The sequence below is a fragment of the Dehalobacter sp. DCA genome, assembly GCF_000305775.1.
Classification (GTDB): domain Bacteria; phylum Bacillota; class Desulfitobacteriia; order Desulfitobacteriales; family Syntrophobotulaceae; genus Dehalobacter; species Dehalobacter alkaniphilus.
Window position 1 is genome coordinate 1,165,918 of the sequence record NC_018866.1, and the last position, 16,971, is coordinate 1,182,888.

A 16,971-nucleotide genomic window follows, 5' to 3' on the forward strand; every position below is an offset into this window, starting at 1 on the left:
TCTGTTCTCCATAACGAAGGTTTTTACCTTCCATTATTATTTCTCAGAATCAAAAAAACATTCCGTTTCTTTCAAATACTTCATCACCGCTTGCATCCCTTGCTGATGATTTTTCAGCACCATTGCAATTTCTTCCTTAGTAAGATTGTCTTGGTGAAATCCGGCGGACACCAAACAAACGCATTGCAAAACCCTGGACACTTCCTGCGCCAGCGGTTCCGCCAGGGCATCATCACGATGACCTTCTGCCGTATACGTTGTCACCGTCCCGCAGTTCCCGACCGCAACGCTGCCGATATGCTGTCTCCCTCCGGTAACGCTAATCAGAATGTCGTGTCCAATGACGGATATCTCGTAGGACAGGGCGAGCTTATCTTGGCCGATCGCTATTTTCATTGGTCACTTCGCCATCTTTCGTAGAGATTGTGCGGAATCTTCAACAAATCCAATACCTTGCCGACACTTTGATTTACAATATCGTCAATGGTTTTGGGCCGGTGGTAAAAAGCCGGTATAGGCGGGATGAGTATGCCGCCAGCTTCTGTTACGGTCGTCATATTTTTCAGATGAATGGACGAAAGCGGTGTCTCTCTGACCATCAATAAGAGAGGACGCCGCTCTTTCAAGGCCACGTCGGAAGCGCGGACAATCAGATTATCGCTGTAGCCATTCGCAATCCCGGACAGAGTCTTCATACTGCAAGGTGCGACAATGGTCGCCTCGATCCCGTAAGAACCGCTGGCAACGGCGGCAGCTAAGTCGTTATGGTCGTATACTTTGTCTGCTAAAGATTGGACGTAACCCACAGCATAATCCGTTTCCAGCGAGAGCGTTTCTTTTGCCCACCCGCTCATGATCAGCGAAACATGATGCTCTGTCTCTTTGAGGACTTCCAACAGACGCACGCCATAGATCACCCCGGTGGCACCTGTCAGAGCAACAAGAATCTTCATTACTTATCAATCCTTACCTTATCCTTATCCTTGTCTTTGTCTTTGTCGCCTTATTTTTTCTTACACTCTTCTATTCCCATTTTTACTGTTTCTGAATTGATTCGTTTTATCATAATCAATTCCCGTTTCAGTTATGACAACACCATAAATTTCTTTAGCCGTTTTTACGGAGATGATCTCATCCAAAACATCCGCATATACCTTTTCTACCGGGCGGTCCAGCGGTTTGCCCCATCCGCCGCCGCCGCAGGAACTCAGAATGACCTGGTCACCTTTGGCAACACATCTTGGCGCTTCTTTACTTGCCATAACGACCGGTTCCCCCTGATGAAGAAAAACCCCTTTATTTAAACTCCCTTGGTTTCCGCCGTTTAAACCGTAAGGCGCAAATTTCATCCCATCCCCAAAATTCACGATATGGCTGCCTTCATCGTATAGCTCAAACGCATATTTCATCCCTGCTCCGCCGCGATATTCTCCGGCGCCGGCCGTATCCGTTTCCATTTCATGATAAAGGGTGATGTGCGGATATTGGATTTCGTTGGATTCAATATCCGGCGTTTTGACGCCGCCGAAATTAGACATGGGCGACATATAGGATTTTCCGTCTCTTCCTTGCATTGCACCGCCGCTTCCGGTCGAGCAGAAAGAAAATCCTACATAATAACGGTTATTTCTGGGGTCTCTGCCATAATAAGAAGGGCCTGCATAGCGCGTATATCCCGCAGGAACCCTTCCGGGGACTGCTTGATTCAGTGCCTGAAAAATGGCGCCGATCATTTCACTGGCCGGAGTTAAAGTGCAAAGCGTCATGGGTGCCGGTTCATAAGGATTTACTAAAGACCCTTTGGGCAAATGGACATCGATGCAGCGGAAGGCACCATCATTTCTGGGAATATCGTCGCCTAAAAACCAAAGGACCGCAATACCCGAAGCAGTCGTCGCTGTGACCACTGAAGTATTGATAAAGCCTTTAACCTGCGGGTCTGTCCCTGCGAAGTCAACTAAAAGACGTTCGCCTTCTACTTTCACTGCAATCTCAATTTTAACAGGTTCTTCTTGAAAACCGTCATCATCAATGTATTCGGTCGCCCGGTAAATACCGTCAGGAATCTCCCGTATCCGCTTCTTCGTGAGCATCTCGGTTTGTTCCAGGGTTTCGGCAATGGCTTTGTTTACGACAGCGGGCGTATAGGCTTCCACCATCTCCAGAATGCGCTTCGCAGCAACTTTGTTGGCACCGATCTGGGCTAAGAGGTCGCTTTTGAGCATGTCGGGATTACGGGTATTGATTAAAATCAGATCTAAAATTTCACCAATGAATTCGTTGTTGCGCATTAGTTTTGTCGGGGGAATCCGAATTCCTTCCTGAAATATTTCGGTTGCCTTGGGATTATAGCTGCCCGCGGTGGAACCTCCGATATCCCCGTGATGGGCGCGGCTGACACAGAAAAACATTAAATTGTCCTCAAAAAAGACAGGGGTAATGATTCCGATATCAGGCAGGTGATTTCCACCGTCATAAGGATCATTGATTATAAAAACATCACCGTTTGTGATGCTATTCGGATATTTCCGCAAAACAGATTTGACGCTGAAGGAGCCTGCTGTCGCCAAAATCGGAATACCGCTTAACTGAGAGACCAATTGACCGTCTCGATCACAAATACAACAAGCAAAGTCACAGGCTTCGGCGAAGATCGGGGAATGGGCAGAATGCTCCAAGGCGAGTCCCATTTCTTTGGTGATACTATCGAGACGATTGGCGATAACGGTGCGGTTAATCATATCTTCCGTCGTTGTCCTTGTCATGCTTCTGCACCTTCTTTTGTTATAGATAAAACACCGTTCTTAACCGATTTGCCTGCAAAGCCAGCGGGGATCAAAACCGTGGTGTAGTCAAAATTGATCAGAGCCGGGCCGTTGATACCTTTTGTACCATTGCCGGTTAAATCACCGGCGTGGTAGACAGGGACGGAAATTTCGCCCGTTTGTCCGAAGGGATTCCCTGCCACTGTCCTATTCGCTAAGAGAATGTCATTCTCAGGGAACGGAAAGCGTGTGTTTTCCTTTTCCCGTTCTAGACAAGCCAGATGGATATTAATGATTTCCCATTCTTTGTCTGTTTCTGCATATTCATAGATGCTTTCGTGGGTACGATTGAAGGCGATTTCTAAAGCATCCCGGCTCTCTGAGGTAAACGCTCCCTGCCAGGGTATTGCTATTTCATGGTGCTGTCCGATGTAACGCATTTCCAGGGTAAGTCGGAAATTCTGCTCATTTTCCGGTACTCCCAAACGCCCGAGCTCCGCTTTTCCTTCTTTTTTCATGTCGGTAATAACCACGTTAATTTTCGATGGGTCCCATTGTCCCTTTTCCATAAAGAAACTTCGCGTGAAATCACAGCGACGGGTTGCCCCTAACATACCCCATGCACAAAAGACAGGACCGATGACCGGAAATAAGACTTCTTTCATATGCAGCGCATCCATCATGTTGGCTGCAAACAACGGAAAAGCTCCTCCCGCGCCGATCAAGGAGAATTTTCTGGGGTCATTGCCTTTTTGGATTGTGACAAGACGCACCGCATCAGCCATCATCTCAGTAGCAATCCGGTAAATGATATTGGCCCCTTCTGCTACAGAGATATCCAGCGGGGCAGCAACTTTGTCGTGAATCACTTTTTCAGCCAGCTTCTTATTAAGGCCCATTTGACCACCGAGGAAACTATCTTCATCGATCAGTCCCAAAACAACCAGAGCATCCGTAACCGTAGGCTCGGTCCCGCCTAAACCGTAACAGGCAGGGCCTGGAACTGATCCGGCGGAGTCCGGTCCCACCAATAATCTTCCACTTTCATCCAGACGGGCAATACTACCCCCGCCGGCTCCAATGGAAGTGATGTCAATGGTCGGAATCGATAACGGATAGCCAGCGATCTTCGATTGGGGAATCAGCTGATTTTTACTGTCTGACACATGCACATCAAAACTGGTCCCCCCCATATCTGCCAACACCGTATAGGGCTTTTCTGTCATTTTCCCGATGGCTTCATTGCCGCAGGCACCACCGGCAGGTCCCGAAAAAAGGGTTTTGACAGCGAAACTGGACATCGCATCCGTATCGCTTAAGCCACCGCTGTTCATCATCATATGAATCGGTTTGCCCCAACCATATTGGGCCAGTTCCTTTTTGACGGTGTGGAGATAATCTTGAAGAACCGGCGTCAGATAAGCATTGAGAACCGTCGTGGAAGTTCTTTCATACTCTCTGATTTTTGGTGCTACGTCCGAAGAGAGCGCCACGAAAACGCCGGGTAGTTCTTCTCGAATAATTTCTGCCGTTCTTTTTTCATGTTCCGGATTTAGAAAAGAAAAAAGGTAGCAAACCGCAATGCTCTGTACGCCGTATGCCTTGCATTTCAGACAAGCATTTCGGACAGCTTGTTCATCCAGCACTTTAAGGATGTCCCCTTTGTAGTCCATGCGCTGCGCAATACCCAAGCGCAGTCTGCGCGGAACCAGTACATCCGGCGTTTCCGCTCGCAGATCCCATTGATTTTCAAGCTGAGAACGGCGTATCTCCAGCGCATCACGGAAACCCTCCGTGGTAAAAAGTGCAGTGACCGCGCCTTTTTTTTCTAAAAGGGCGTTTAACGCTAAGGTGGTGCCGTGAATAATTTGTTCCGTTTCTGAGAGGAGTGTCTCTAAATCCGTATGCCAGGCATCTGCTAATTTTTTTAAGCCAGCGATCATCCCCTGGGCAAGATGGTTATGATCCGTGAGATTTTTGACAAAGACCGTTTTGTGTTCACTGTTCTGAAACGTCCCTACCGCGGTGTAGTCGGTGAAAGTACCTCCTGTATCAATGGCAATTTTAATCATACGCTCATCCCTTAATCGGTATATTTAGAACACACAACCCTTATTTGGCATATTTAAGAAGCCGTTGCACTGCCGCTCTTACTTCATCGTCCAATTGGATTTTAGGGGCGAAACCGCTTAAGGGCTTTGTGGCATCAATCCCCATTTTGGACGTACGGCTTAATTCATCCGTTGAGGGGTCAAGGGTCACACCCATTCCCAGGTGCTGCGGTAAAATGGAAACCCCTTTATCCGCTTGTAACCGAGTGGCAAGTGCCCATAGGACTTCCTCTTCGTTAAAGACGTCGACATCTTCATCCACCACAATGACCATCTTGATATTGTGGTCGACAGCAAAAGCGGCGTAAATGGCTTGCATAGGCTGCCCTTCGGCAATTTTTTTCATAGAAATATAGCAATGAAACAATCCGCAGGCCGAAAAGGGTGCATGAACTGCTTTGATATTCGGCAAAGTCTGATGTAAAGCGTTTAAAACATCGCCTTCTCGCTGAATGGCCACAACCGTGATATGTTCACTGCTCATCCCAGGTGTCAAGTCATGATAAAAAGCGTTTTGCCGGTAGCGGATTGCTTTGACTTTGAAGACATTCTCCGTACTGCGATAGCAGGCGTAATTCGTAAATTCAGCGAAAGGACCTTCCTTTTCCCGCACATCAGCCAGTATTTCACCTTCCAGGACAATTTCCGCATAGGCCGGAACCTGTAAATTGACCGTTGCGCAAGGTGCAACCTCTAATGGTTCACCGAAAAGTCCGGCAATCGCACCATATTTCCCCTGGTCATATGGAACGAGGGCCATCGATCCCAAGGCAATATTGGGATGAACACCAATCACGATGGCGGCTTCCAGGCTCTGTCCTTTTTCTTCGCTTCTTCGAAAATATTCCCAGAGTCTTTGACGGGAATGGAGTGATATCCCTAAGGTATTCTTGTTTTTTAACTGCATGCGGTGGAAACCTAAGGTTTCCACACCGCTTACAGGGTCTTTGGCAACACACAGTCCAGAGGTTACATAGGGCCCGGCGTCAATCGGAAAGTGGGTCGGAATCGGAAGCTTATAGAGATCGATGTCATCGCCGGTGATACAATGCTCGGCAAAAGGAGGGTTCTTAATAACTTTGACCTCTTCGATCCGTTTTTTGATACGCTCGGCATAGGTTTCAGAAACTTTAGACGCTTCGACACCCAGTCCTTTGCCAAACCGTTCTCTGGTGCTTAAGATACTGGTCACCACAGGAAACGCACTGTTCTCTACTTTATCAAAAACCATGACGGGATAACGATGCTCTTTTTCCAGTTCCATAATGAGGGTGCTGATTTCATATGCTCTTTTAACTTCTTCCGTGACATGCTTTACTTCACCATCTCGTTCGAGCTGCTTCAAAAAATCTCTTAAGTCTTGGCTCATGTCCTAACCTCTTTTCTTACTGCATTGTCTCCCGCGAATGATTCTTTATTGGGCTAAACCTGATTTTTTAATGCTGTCATACACCAATTTTGTGATGATTGTGGAAAGAGGCCAGCAGACTGCAATAGTAATCAATGCTTCAATTACGGCAACCTTGATGGGTAACTGGTAAATATTGATTAATCCAATACAAACAACAGCATTCCCTAAAACATTGCAGAGAAATTGGGCGAGAATGTGGTGCCACCATTTTTCCATGGAGCACTTGGCTGCCACCAATGATACGGCAAGTGACCCGATGGCATTCGCGAAGACAAAAGCAATCCACAGCGGGCTGTACCAGATGGAAATGATAGCTTCAACTTCCCCGGCAATGATTCCGGCAGGCTGTTTATAGAGCAGGACAATGAGTGCCGTAAAGGATGCCCAGACCGTACCGTTAATTAAGTACATGCCTGCTTTGCCTGTGGGAAGCAGGTTGTCAATAAAACCTGTAGCCTGACAGGCTATGACAAAGACAATACCTAAGAGAATGGACCCCACGAGTGCTTTTGTGTCGGTTCTGAAAAATTTGTTATTCATAATGTCCTCCTAAAATAAAATATTTTTTATATTTTAGTACCAGGTCAACCCTAAATCTACTTGTTCCCTCTCGTTAAATTGTTTACATGCATTTTGGAGTTATCAAGGTACTAAGTTAACTGTAATGAAAAATAGGATAAAAACCACCATACTGATCATTTCCCAGCTTTTTAAATGCAATTGTTTGCCAAAAGTTCGTTGCTTGCTTCTGCCATAGCCTTTTAATTCCATCGAAAGAGCAATATCTGAAGTATGCCGGACTGTACGATATAGCAACGGCATAAACGTTAACGGAAGATTTTTTATTCTATTTTTAATCCCTTCAGAGGGATAACCCCGAACAGATTGACTCTCTGAAATTGCCAGATATTCCTTTTGCATCAGAGGAAAAAACCGTTTTGTCATAACAACTAACATGGCATAGCGATAAGGAACACGCCATGATATGAGCATTAAAGCGGCATCTGTGGCAGAAGTCCAGGTCATAAACTGAACGGCAGCAAAGGTTATAGCTACCGTGCGGGTAATACCTAAAGCAGCGGCCGGAATAGCGCCAGTATAAACAGATACGATTCCCCACTGCCAAACAAGTTCTCCATCCCGGCAGAACAAAAGCTGTATCACAAGAATTTGCGAGGCTACTAAAAGCATTACAGGCAAAAGTATTTTATATTTTTTTAAATGGTTAGAAAAAATACAATCCGTAATCATTACCAATGCAATCATCCCAATTTCCTGGATCAGATTCTGCGAAAGCAAAGCTGTAAGGATCAGTGTTAAACACCATACCAACTTCGTGCGCGGATCAATTTCTTCAATGAAGGCCATAAGCAATGCCCTCCTTCTGAAAATCTAATCCGATGTCCTTCAATGTTTTTTCAAAAGAACCAATTTTTGGGGTCGCAATATCCAATGCCAGATGGTGCTTATGCATCGCCATGATTCGATTGGTATATTGTTTGGCCAAACTCAGGTCATGGGTAACGAGAATAACCGTTTTACCTTGTTGCTGAAATGCAGAAAGCAGCTCCATGATCAGAGTACTTTGTTCTTCATCTAAGCCTGAGGTTGGTTCATCAGCCATGATAATCTCGGGACCTCCTACTAAAACAGAGGCAATTGCCAGTTTCTGACGCTGGCAGCGGCTGAGCCTATGAGGATGAATATCGGCGTATGCCAACAGCCCGACTTCAGCTAAAATTCCATTCACCTTCTCTTCAATTTCCTCTTCCGGCAGTTTTCTTGTTCTTAAAATAAAAGCTACCTCGTCTTTTACTGTGTTCGTAAAGATTTGAAGATCAGGGTTTTGAAACAGAAAACCTATTTGACTGCGTATGGTTGCTAAATTTCTTTTGGTCAGGGGTTTGCCAAATATCTGAATCGCACCAGCATCCGGGACAAGCAAACCTTCCATTAACTTTAAGAGCGTCGTTTTCCCTGAACCATTGAGTCCAATCAACCCAATAAAATCCCCTTGATTAATGGCTAAATTGATTTTTTCACATCCCTTAAAATCTCCTTTATAGGTAAAGGATAGATCCTTCACTTCAATTATTTTTTCATTTGCTGCCGTAATGTTTCTTGCTGGCCTTGTTTTATTTAAACGTTTCTGATAGTCATCAGGGCTGCATTCTTCTTTGATTGTTCCTTCAGCCATGATAAGAATACGATTGGTATAAGGGAGAATATCACAGGCCCGGTCCATCACCATAATCACGGTAGCTCCCTTTTCTTTATTTAAAAAACCGATATGAGAATAGAGGTCTTGTTTTCCCTTTAAGTCTAATTCTGCGGTGGGCTGGTCTAAAACAAGAATGGGAGTTTCCATAGCGAGAACACTTGCCAATACCACTCTTTGGGCTTGTCCGCCGGACAGTCCATCCGTATTTCTTTGTTCAAAACCCTCCAGTCCAACGAATTGCAACGTTTTTTTGACTCTGTTCTTCATTTCCTCCCAAGGAAGTTCCATATTGGCAATACCAAAAGCCACTTCTTCCTCTACCGTGATACTGACAATTTGATTTTGCGGCTCCTGCATCATATAGCCGATGTGATCGCACATTTTGGCCAGGGGAATATCATGGATATCTTGCCCCATGACCCTAATGGTGCCGTTTAACTGCCCATTGAAAAATTGAGGCGCTGCTCCGGTGATGCTATGGAGCAACATCGATTTTCTCGATGCCGCTTCCCCTGTAATGGCGATAAAATCTCCTTTATTGATGGTTAAGTCGATATCTTTTAACACTTTCTTTGTCTCAGGCGGAAAAGTAAGAGATTCTATTTTAAGCTGTACCGCAGGTTCCATCGGATGAAAGCCTCCATATAAAAATGTAAACTATATACATGTAAACTACATGCATGCAAAATAAAAAAAGTTCCAGTTTTGAGAGATACTAACTCTCAAACTGAAACTTTACCGTCGCTTCATTACGATATCTTTATTGGCAGGTCTTCTGACTCATAGTTTTAACCGACTTCTGTGCCTTCCCAATTTCTCAGTGGCATTGTACAGTCATCACAACTATTTACAGCGGTGGGTCCGTCCAGGATTTGCACCTGATTCCCTATTCTTCTCCATAAGAGACACCAAAAAGAATATATGATTATTACGTATTATTCTAAATGAAATTGGAGAAAAGTCAAGAGAAAAGATGGTGCAGATCCTAACATTTGCAGCCAGAACCGCATTTCCCAGATGAACAGGTTTTACCACCTTTAACTCCATAGGTATTAACCGTTGTAAACCGCTGACTTATTTTATCATCAGCGCACTGCGGACATACTTGTTTGTCTCTTGAACTAACACTACAAAAAACAGAAAACTTGTGACCACACTTTTCGCAAATAAAGTCATAAGTTGGCATTTAATAACCTCCTAAAATATCTTTTCTTCATCAAATCAATAATAAATTCATTGCGTCCCTAACATTATATCCGTATGACATCAGGAGAAAATACTAGCTGGTCTTAATTACAGATCTTTAAATATGTTTCTGCCAGTTTTTTAGACGGCTATAATCCTGTATAATGATCCCTCCATATATTGGCCGTATAATGTTCTCAGATTTCAAATCGCGAAATAATTTTGATACCGTTACTCTTGTTGTATCTGCAAGTTCAGCCAAACCTTGTTGATTGATAAATAATCGCATCCCTTGTTGATCAGCAAGTGCACACAAAGTTTCGATAATTCTATGGTCTACCTTGTAAGCGTAATGTTTTTGCAGCCGTTTTATGTGGTTATTACTTTTCATTGAAAGGTCGTAGAGCAACTCTTCAGTAAGCGTAAAATCAGACTTCATCAAGCTTTTCATTTCCTGAATTGAAATTGCAGCTGCTACTGTGTCTTCAACAGCCGTAAATGAACCGAGAGGGGGAATACCGGTAAACAATGGAGCAATCATAAATAAATTATTTGCACCCAAGACATCAATGAGAACCTCATTGCCTTCTTCGTCAACTTTCGAATATTCAACCGTCCCTGTAAAAATATATAATAGCTTCTCAATCGTAATGCCTTGTTTAATAATAATGCTTCCTTTGGGATATAACAATCTTTCTCTATCCGCAAAAACTTTCTTCCATCCATCTATTGGCGACCGGAATAATTTTGTGTGTTTCAGCCACGGTATATCATTATCACTCATGATTACACTCCCTTGTACTTAGCCTTGTATTTAGACTAATTAATGTGTGAAAATGTAATTATGTTTCCTTGTCCTACCTAAGTCTCTTGGTAATTAGAGACACGGACAGACAGAACTACCCTACCTTGATTATATATTATTGTTCTTCTTCGTGGATACAGTATGCAGATAATGGACATCTAACGACGAGCGTCAATTTAATTAACGCTGGTGAATGGTTATAAGAGTTGTTCTATGTTGCTAAATACTAAGATCATAACTAAAAATAAGATGATTGCTGTCAAAGTACAGAAAAATATTTCCTTAAAGCCAAGGTGCCTCATAGTGACCTTCCTTTATTCGTTAGAATACCTTGTTCCTGTTTCTTTTGGAAAAGGGAATTTACGAACCGTCTTACTTTCATGATGATTTCATTGATCACCCCGACCGGACAAAAATATAAACACCAAAATCTTCTAATAAACAGCGATACAACCAGGATAATACTGAGCAGTATCCATTGCACACTCACCCCCTGAAATCCGAACAGGACTCCAAAAGGCTCATAACTACCTCCTACACTTGGTGATTTCAAGCAAAAGCATACAATCAGTACGATCCAAACTAACATGTATTTAATCTTTTGCAGCCATGTCGCTACATGATGATTACATTTTAGTTTTCCGCCTCCGATTTTTGCCAGTATCTCTTGAATTCCTCCAAAAGGACATAACCAATAACAGTATAGATTCTTCCCGCTTAAGAAAATAATTAATGGAATCCCGACGATCAAAATATACCAAAAAAGATTTTGTTTAAAAGCTGGGAAAAATCCCATTAATCCACTGGCAATGTTCGCAAGCGAAATTGAACAATTAAACCAGAAACCTGTAAAAAATATACTGCATATAAGAACTAGCCACCGCAGCTTAGTGATTTTTAAACGCACCCCAATAATCGTTGCAAGTATTAATAAAGCCAAACCTATTTCTTTGGTCCCCAAATGAATATTTTCCGAGGGTTCGGAGATATTCAAGGCAAATTGGTTTCTGCCCAACCCATGACTAGCCTGGCGGACTGCATTGGTAATCCCTCTCGATGAAAGCGTAGCGCCGGTCACCCTGTCGATATCCCGGCCAATTTCCAGCGGTTCATCTACAGATTTACCTATAAATTGTTTTAGAAAATCCCCACTTAAAACTGAATGAATATAGGATGGTGTTTCCGTAGCATACCCTACAACCCGAACTTTTAAAACGTTACCGTTGGGGTCTGTAGCCGTTAAAACAGATACAGGACCGCCATACCCGTTTCCTTGTCCAAAAACTACGTATCCCTGCAGCGTATCCTGACCGTTGATATTCTTATAGCCAGCATAGGTCAGAGGGTGAGTTTCAATCGCTTTAAACTCCTGAGTATTGCTCAGCATTGAGGGTAAGAATTGCTGGACATCCATCTGTCTGCCCTTAAAACTAAACAATAATGCAATCATTAAAGATCCATAAAACATAAATAAGAACAGTTTTTTCAAATGAGCTTTAGACAAAATTACACATCTCCCGGTATACCATCGTTTATTATATCCGCACTACGTGCCTTTCTCAGCACTTCCCGCCTCAATTGAAACATAGTGCATGTAGTTCCAAGTCTTGTTGGATCCGGCTACAAGAGTGTCCCTCAAATTTTCTCAAACTGCCAACCACGCTTTTACGACAAACGGTTTGACTGCCCAGCGATTATATTTTTGTTTTCTCTCTGGGCAGCAAACCATTCAGTCTTACCTTAAAACTGAGAACAAAAATAATTACATTTTAGATGCATTATCAGTTATTTTTGCTTTCGGTACAGTAAAAAACCAACGCCAGATCCCGACTCCTGAAATTACAGTGATTGCAGTCAAAAAGACTCCGCCCATTAAAGCAGCACGAGACTCATTTTCACCGAGACTAGTGAAAATAAATATATCCGTTAAAAAGAGTAATAAAACCCACGCACAAACGACTAACCATTTCCACCAATTTAAGCTTTGACCACGTTGCTTCGACCATGAATACAACCAATACACAGCTACCGCTGTTCCCATTCCTGCAATGAACGAATAAAGGCTCATCCGCTATCCCTCCTATTTCTTAAAGATGCCTTCCGGTATTCCGTCAAAGAACATATCCGTTCTCATCCACCAAGGCACGTCTTTATAAGTCGCCCACGTCGGAGCATTATAATCATCCTTTGACGGACTCGGATAAAAGCTCTTTTGCCCCCATAGCATGATTTGATGTGCTATTCCGGTTCGATCTCTTACAGCCAATTCACGGCTATACTTATGCAACGCATTGTCATATCTGCGCCACGGACACACAGAATAACAAACACCACACATATGTCTGATGGGAACAGAAGCATAATAGTTCTGACATTTTTCTCTGTCTGACATCCAACGTACTACGCCATCGTCCTGCAGTTCGGGTTGTCCGCTTGGAATAGAGCCACCAGGACATTTTTCCGCACAAATACCACACTTGTCGCAGAAATCCTTTAAGCCCATGTTGATTGGCCGATCCGGCTCCATGGGAAGATTGGTCAGTACAACAGCCAATTTTACCGAGGGTCCAAATTCAGGTGTAACCAATATGCCAGGCCTTCCCATCTCACCTAATCCGGCATCAATTGCTAACGGCGTGGGTAAAAGTTCATCCCACCCTACAATTGGGTTTCCGTTATATCTGGCAGGATACCCCAAAGCTTTGATAAAACCCGTAAGTCTTGCAGCAGCAAGGCCTGACCGCGTATATGCCTCAAATGGACTGTAAAAAAGCGGTGTTGCTTCTATCAAATTAGGTTCATGGGGTACAGCAATGACAATTGCATATTGCCACCAATCCGGGATGTCTATGGGACCACCTCTTACCCCTCTTGGCGTTATTGGATCGATTCCTACCGCAGCTAAAATTGGAAGCATCCTGGGGTCCACACCACCACCCCAGCCTAAGATCCACCTCGGATTGACTTTCGTAATACCCACTAAAGTCCCACCAAAGAGGCCTGCCATTTTTTTAATGAGTTTGCTTGTTTCTTTTGGATCCTTAACTTTTAATGGTTCTTTAATTACACCCTTAAAGTCCCACTCTTTTGGGTCCCCTACTAAGGGAGCAAGCATGCTGGTCCAAGCCTTGTTCCATGCAGTTGCAATCCCCCACATATCCTTATTCATTTTTTTCTCTTCTTCAGCGAGGTTCGGAAGAAGTTTGGTGAACCATGCTCTATCGCTTTCCAGTTTATCAGGATGCTTTGCGTAATATTCCTTCAATCTGGGCATTAAATTTTCTTCGCCTTTTTTGCTTAATAAGGCATCTTCCTGATAGTACAGACGACGAAAGGTTGGTGAATCAACGTCTTGATCCACACGATTGACTGGTCCTTTAATCTCATAACCAGGCTTATCTACTCTAAATGGCTCACGATTAAAATATACTTCCCCTTGTTCTGATTCCCATCCCATCATCGTATCAATGGACTTTGCATCACCAAAGCTGCTGGCAGCAATTCCCCCGAGTGCCGCTACCCCTCCAGCAAGCCCGGCAAATTTAAATAAAGAACGTCTGCTGATTTGAACAGATTTAATCTTGTCTGCTACCGAGCCATTTTCTAACTGGTTATTTTCCATCCTGTTCACTCCATTCCAATTTGTGAAAATAAAAAAGATAATGTTAAAAGTCCCTTAGATGCTAAACATTTGCGCTATGAAGTTCTGGTTTTTTTAGACTTGTGAGTCTATACCTTTCCTCCTTTACTTTAAAATACAGATCATATCTTAAACACGAGCGCTCGTATTCAGTGTATAGCAGTCAACTTTTTGTGTATGTTAAACAAATACTTTTCTGAATATTCAGAAAAGTAAAAGTAAAACTGGCTTTGATCAAATGATGTATTCCTTTAGGATAAGCCCCATTCTGACAACCCTAAGTATTTTTGTATAATGCAAACAAAGGAGCAATAGACTATTTCAGACTAATGCTCCCCAAAATATTCGCCTTATTATTTTATACAACATATATTATCGGGGCACTTCTTAGTTTTTGTTCAATGTGTATTCAGACTCCTGAACCTGAATCCCCCAATGTGCAAGTTGTTTTAGAATCGGCATCAGGTCACTACAAAGGTCCGTCAATGCATATTCAACCCTCACCGGCATCTCCATATATTGTTTACGGTAGATAAGACCGTCTTCTTCCAATTCCTTCAATGAACCTGCCAACATCGTATTTGTTATGCCTCTAATCTTGCGTTTCAGTTCATTATACCTTGTTATACCGTCTTGATTAAGCGCGCATAAAATGGGTACTTTCCATTTTCCGCCTATTAACCTTAATGCACTTCCTAATGGACAATCCTCCATACATGGGCAGTTATTTCTGCATGCGCTGTTGTTTTGATCGCTTTTCATAGTCAGTTTTTCCTTACCTACTCATCATTTTCTGCGTACTTGAAAAATAAAATCCAGGTAGTAATATTGTACTAGGTAGCAAAACTAAAGTAAAGACTATCAAAAAATATTAAGGAGATGGCGAGATGGTTATTAATGAAGGGGTCAAAGCAGTCATTGAGGGTTCGGCCTTTCTTTCCCTTGTCACACTGGGTGCAGATGGCATTCCTCACCCAATTATTGTTGGCAAAGGCGAAGTTGTAGGTGACACAGTAGTCTTCGGCATTTACAAAATGGACGTAACACAACAGAATTTAGCAGCTGACAAAAACATATGGGTTGTTGCAGCCACAATGGACGGCGGACCTAAAGGCTATCGTCTCAATGGTACAGCTGAGGTCAAGGATAAGAAGCTCATTTTCACCCCAGCAAAAGTTGATGCTCTGATATAAACCTTCTTTCTAGGAGCTATTGACACTAATGTAAATAAATTAAGGTAATATGAGTCCCATCTCTAACGCTTCAATATTATTTTGAGGCGTTTTCCTTTTTTCTTGGGCAGCGTAGACATACAAGATACTCCGCTGGATACTCCACTCACACATTCTCGCAGCTACAATATTTGAAGTGATAAAAAGCCAGGATTTTCTCCTGGCTCGAGACTGTAGTAATCTTCTATGACATTAAATAAAACAGCCTGAAATTGACCTATTAACTTATTTCGGTTATTTTTTCTTAGTTTCCCTTATTCTCTTTGTTTAAAAGAGCGCCAGGAAAGTTACATAGGCAAAAATCATTTCCTGCCCGATATCCCAATTCATACCCATCGCAGGATCTTTATCTGCGAGCTCCGGATGCTCTTTTACGATATCACTCCAAGAGATCAACAATTGTTCTTCCACCGTGAAGCACCTCCTATTAATAAATACCATACTCCATGACAAACTTGTTTACGGCGATGATGTTTTCCACCTTGCCGTCAGCTGCCGAAAGAAGTTCCTTATCGGTTGAGAAAATATATCCTCCGCCAGGAGCCAGATCATCCAATAATTCTTTCGCTTTGGTAATACATTCTTCCTTCGTGCCATATTGTAACAACGTTAACGGAAAAAGACCTAGTATGCACATGGTATTTCCAAGCTTCTGTTTAAGTTCTTTAGAATCGCCGTGTTCGAACCATCCCAGTGTTTTCTTGGCAGGCAGATCTTGAAGATGATCATAGTAGCGTGACCAATCTCCTTCATAGAATGGCATTGGAATTACTCCATTAGCCACGAAGGCCTCGATAATCGTTTTAAACATAGGCCAGTAAAATTTATCAAAATCTGCTGTTTTAAGCATAGTAGGTAAATGTAAAGGAAGTAGGATGATTTTGGGGTTTGCTTTCGGTGGTGTTGAAAACATCTGACCCATTCCAAACCTTATTACTAACGGAGTAAGTGCCTGCGCAGCCTCAAGCAATTCTTCAGGCCGACGACGCATATCCATAAATGCGCCTTTAATACCCCGGAAGAAATCGGCAATCCAATCTAATGGCATTATTGCTAAACCATCAAATAGCATAGGTATTCCATACTGGGTTATTAGATTAGCCTCTGCAGCGCCCTTTTTCGCTCCATACATACCAAATTGCATAGCGCCTTTTGCTAGTGCTAAATCCTTTGCAGGTGATTCTTTTGCCAATTCCGAATATTTCCGCGGCAAAACTTTTTCCACCATGAACCTAAATGGGTCTTTAATAAATTCAGGATATTCTTCGCTAGTCATTACTTCCGCATTCTCATCTGAATATTGAACAATGTTGCTTTCATTCAAATAATGAAAAGATTTACTGCCCAAAGCCTGATACATGCCACCGGGTCTGGCGTAAAACATGTGCAAGACGTCCATCGGTATGTCGTTAACTACTTTTAGAAGAGACTTACTGCATTTATCCAAATCCCAGTTGGATTCGGAGTCAGTGTACCCTGCATAGTAGGAAGACCATGTTCCAAGAGCGGAAGAGATCGGAACTCGATCCGGTTGTTCTAGATTAATGGCTTTGTAAACTCTTTCTACACGTTTTTGGTAAAGGTTCATTATTTCACTCATC

At 43.0% G+C, this 16,971-nt stretch carries 17 protein-coding genes and 1 riboswitch; of the genes, 1 reads left to right on the forward strand and 16 read right to left on the reverse strand.

Features of this window, described 5'->3' with window-relative positions; all coding sequences use genetic code 11:
* Window positions 1-36: 36 nt before the first annotated feature.
* The 14 genes from DHBDCA_RS05445 to DHBDCA_RS05510 form a co-directional block, all read right to left on the reverse strand.
* Window positions 37-396 (reverse strand): prenylated flavin chaperone LpdD, encoded by a 360-nt coding sequence (locus DHBDCA_RS05445; protein ID WP_015043187.1) that lies wholly within the window; start codon window positions 394-396, stop codon window positions 37-39.
* Window positions 393-953: a UbiX family flavin prenyltransferase gene (locus DHBDCA_RS05450; protein ID WP_015043188.1), complete on the reverse strand. Its 561-nt coding sequence runs from the start codon at window positions 951-953 to the stop codon at window positions 393-395. The genes DHBDCA_RS05445 and DHBDCA_RS05450 overlap by 4 nt, the downstream gene beginning before the upstream one ends.
* A 60-nt stretch (window positions 954-1,013) precedes the next feature.
* The gene (locus tag DHBDCA_RS05455; RefSeq protein WP_015043189.1) at window positions 1,014-2,765 is read right to left on the reverse strand and encodes a hydantoinase B/oxoprolinase family protein; all 1,752 of its coding nucleotides are present in this window, start codon (window positions 2,763-2,765) and stop codon (window positions 1,014-1,016) included.
* Window positions 2,762-4,837 carry a hydantoinase/oxoprolinase family protein gene (locus DHBDCA_RS05460; RefSeq protein ID WP_015043190.1) on the reverse strand — a complete coding sequence of 692 codons (2,076 nt, stop codon included), beginning with the start codon at window positions 4,835-4,837 and terminating at the stop codon, window positions 2,762-2,764. The genes DHBDCA_RS05455 and DHBDCA_RS05460 overlap by 4 nt, the downstream gene beginning before the upstream one ends.
* Window positions 4,838-4,877: 40 nt before the next feature.
* Window positions 4,878-6,245: a UbiD family decarboxylase gene (locus DHBDCA_RS05465; protein WP_015043191.1), complete on the reverse strand. Its 1,368-nt coding sequence runs from the start codon at window positions 6,243-6,245 to the stop codon at window positions 4,878-4,880.
* A gap of 45 nt (window positions 6,246-6,290) precedes the next feature.
* Window positions 6,291-6,827: a hypothetical protein gene (locus DHBDCA_RS05470; RefSeq protein ID WP_015043192.1), complete on the reverse strand. Its 537-nt coding sequence runs from the start codon at window positions 6,825-6,827 to the stop codon at window positions 6,291-6,293.
* 102 nt (window positions 6,828-6,929) lie between these two features.
* A complete protein-coding gene (locus DHBDCA_RS05475) occupies window positions 6,930-7,655 on the reverse strand; it encodes an energy-coupling factor transporter transmembrane component T family protein (protein ID WP_015043193.1) in 726 nt (241 codons plus the stop codon).
* The gene (locus DHBDCA_RS05480) at window positions 7,642-9,135 is read right to left on the reverse strand and encodes an ABC transporter ATP-binding protein (RefSeq protein WP_015043194.1); all 1,494 of its coding nucleotides are present in this window, start codon (window positions 9,133-9,135) and stop codon (window positions 7,642-7,644) included. Before DHBDCA_RS05480 ends, DHBDCA_RS05475 begins: the two co-directional genes overlap by 14 nt.
* Window positions 9,136-9,255: 120 nt before the next feature.
* Window positions 9,256-9,436, reverse strand: a riboswitch (cobalamin riboswitch).
* Between the two features lie 57 nt (window positions 9,437-9,493).
* Window positions 9,494-9,694, reverse strand: a complete 201-nt coding sequence (locus tag DHBDCA_RS14855) for an FmdB family zinc ribbon protein (protein WP_041226353.1) — start codon at window positions 9,692-9,694, stop codon at window positions 9,494-9,496.
* Window positions 9,695-9,811: 117 nt separating this feature from the next.
* On the reverse strand, window positions 9,812-10,477 hold the full coding sequence (locus tag DHBDCA_RS05490) for a Crp/Fnr family transcriptional regulator (RefSeq protein WP_015043195.1): 666 nt from the start codon (window positions 10,475-10,477) through the stop codon (window positions 9,812-9,814).
* Between the two features lie 319 nt (window positions 10,478-10,796).
* Complete coding sequence (locus DHBDCA_RS05495) at window positions 10,797-12,002, reverse strand: 4Fe-4S binding protein (RefSeq protein WP_015043196.1); 1,206 nt, start codon at window positions 12,000-12,002, stop codon at window positions 10,797-10,799.
* Window positions 12,003-12,260: 258 nt separating this feature from the next.
* Window positions 12,261-12,566, reverse strand: coding sequence for a hypothetical protein (locus DHBDCA_RS05500; RefSeq protein ID WP_015043197.1), 306 nt, complete (start codon window positions 12,564-12,566; stop codon window positions 12,261-12,263).
* Window positions 12,567-12,578: 12 nt separating this feature from the next.
* The gene (locus tag DHBDCA_RS05505) at window positions 12,579-14,120 is read right to left on the reverse strand and encodes a reductive dehalogenase domain-containing protein (protein ID WP_015043198.1); all 1,542 of its coding nucleotides are present in this window, start codon (window positions 14,118-14,120) and stop codon (window positions 12,579-12,581) included.
* Between the two features lie 405 nt (window positions 14,121-14,525).
* Window positions 14,526-14,900: a winged helix-turn-helix transcriptional regulator gene (locus tag DHBDCA_RS05510; RefSeq protein ID WP_144020271.1), complete on the reverse strand. Its 375-nt coding sequence runs from the start codon at window positions 14,898-14,900 to the stop codon at window positions 14,526-14,528.
* Between the two features lie 125 nt (window positions 14,901-15,025).
* Here DHBDCA_RS05510 and DHBDCA_RS05515 point away from each other — a divergent pair, with 125 nt between their 5' ends.
* On the forward strand, window positions 15,026-15,331 hold the full coding sequence (locus DHBDCA_RS05515) for a pyridoxamine 5'-phosphate oxidase family protein (RefSeq protein WP_015043200.1): 306 nt from the start codon (window positions 15,026-15,028) through the stop codon (window positions 15,329-15,331).
* A 306-nt stretch (window positions 15,332-15,637) separates the two neighbouring features.
* Here DHBDCA_RS05515 and DHBDCA_RS15415 read toward each other — a convergent pair whose 3' ends face one another.
* Window positions 15,638-15,781, reverse strand: a complete 144-nt coding sequence (locus DHBDCA_RS15415) for a hypothetical protein (protein ID WP_015043201.1) — start codon at window positions 15,779-15,781, stop codon at window positions 15,638-15,640.
* A gap of 16 nt (window positions 15,782-15,797) precedes the next feature.
* Complete coding sequence (locus DHBDCA_RS05520) at window positions 15,798-16,970, reverse strand: uroporphyrinogen decarboxylase family protein (protein WP_015043202.1); 1,173 nt, start codon at window positions 16,968-16,970, stop codon at window positions 15,798-15,800.
* Between the last annotated feature and the right edge of the window lies 1 nt (window position 16,971).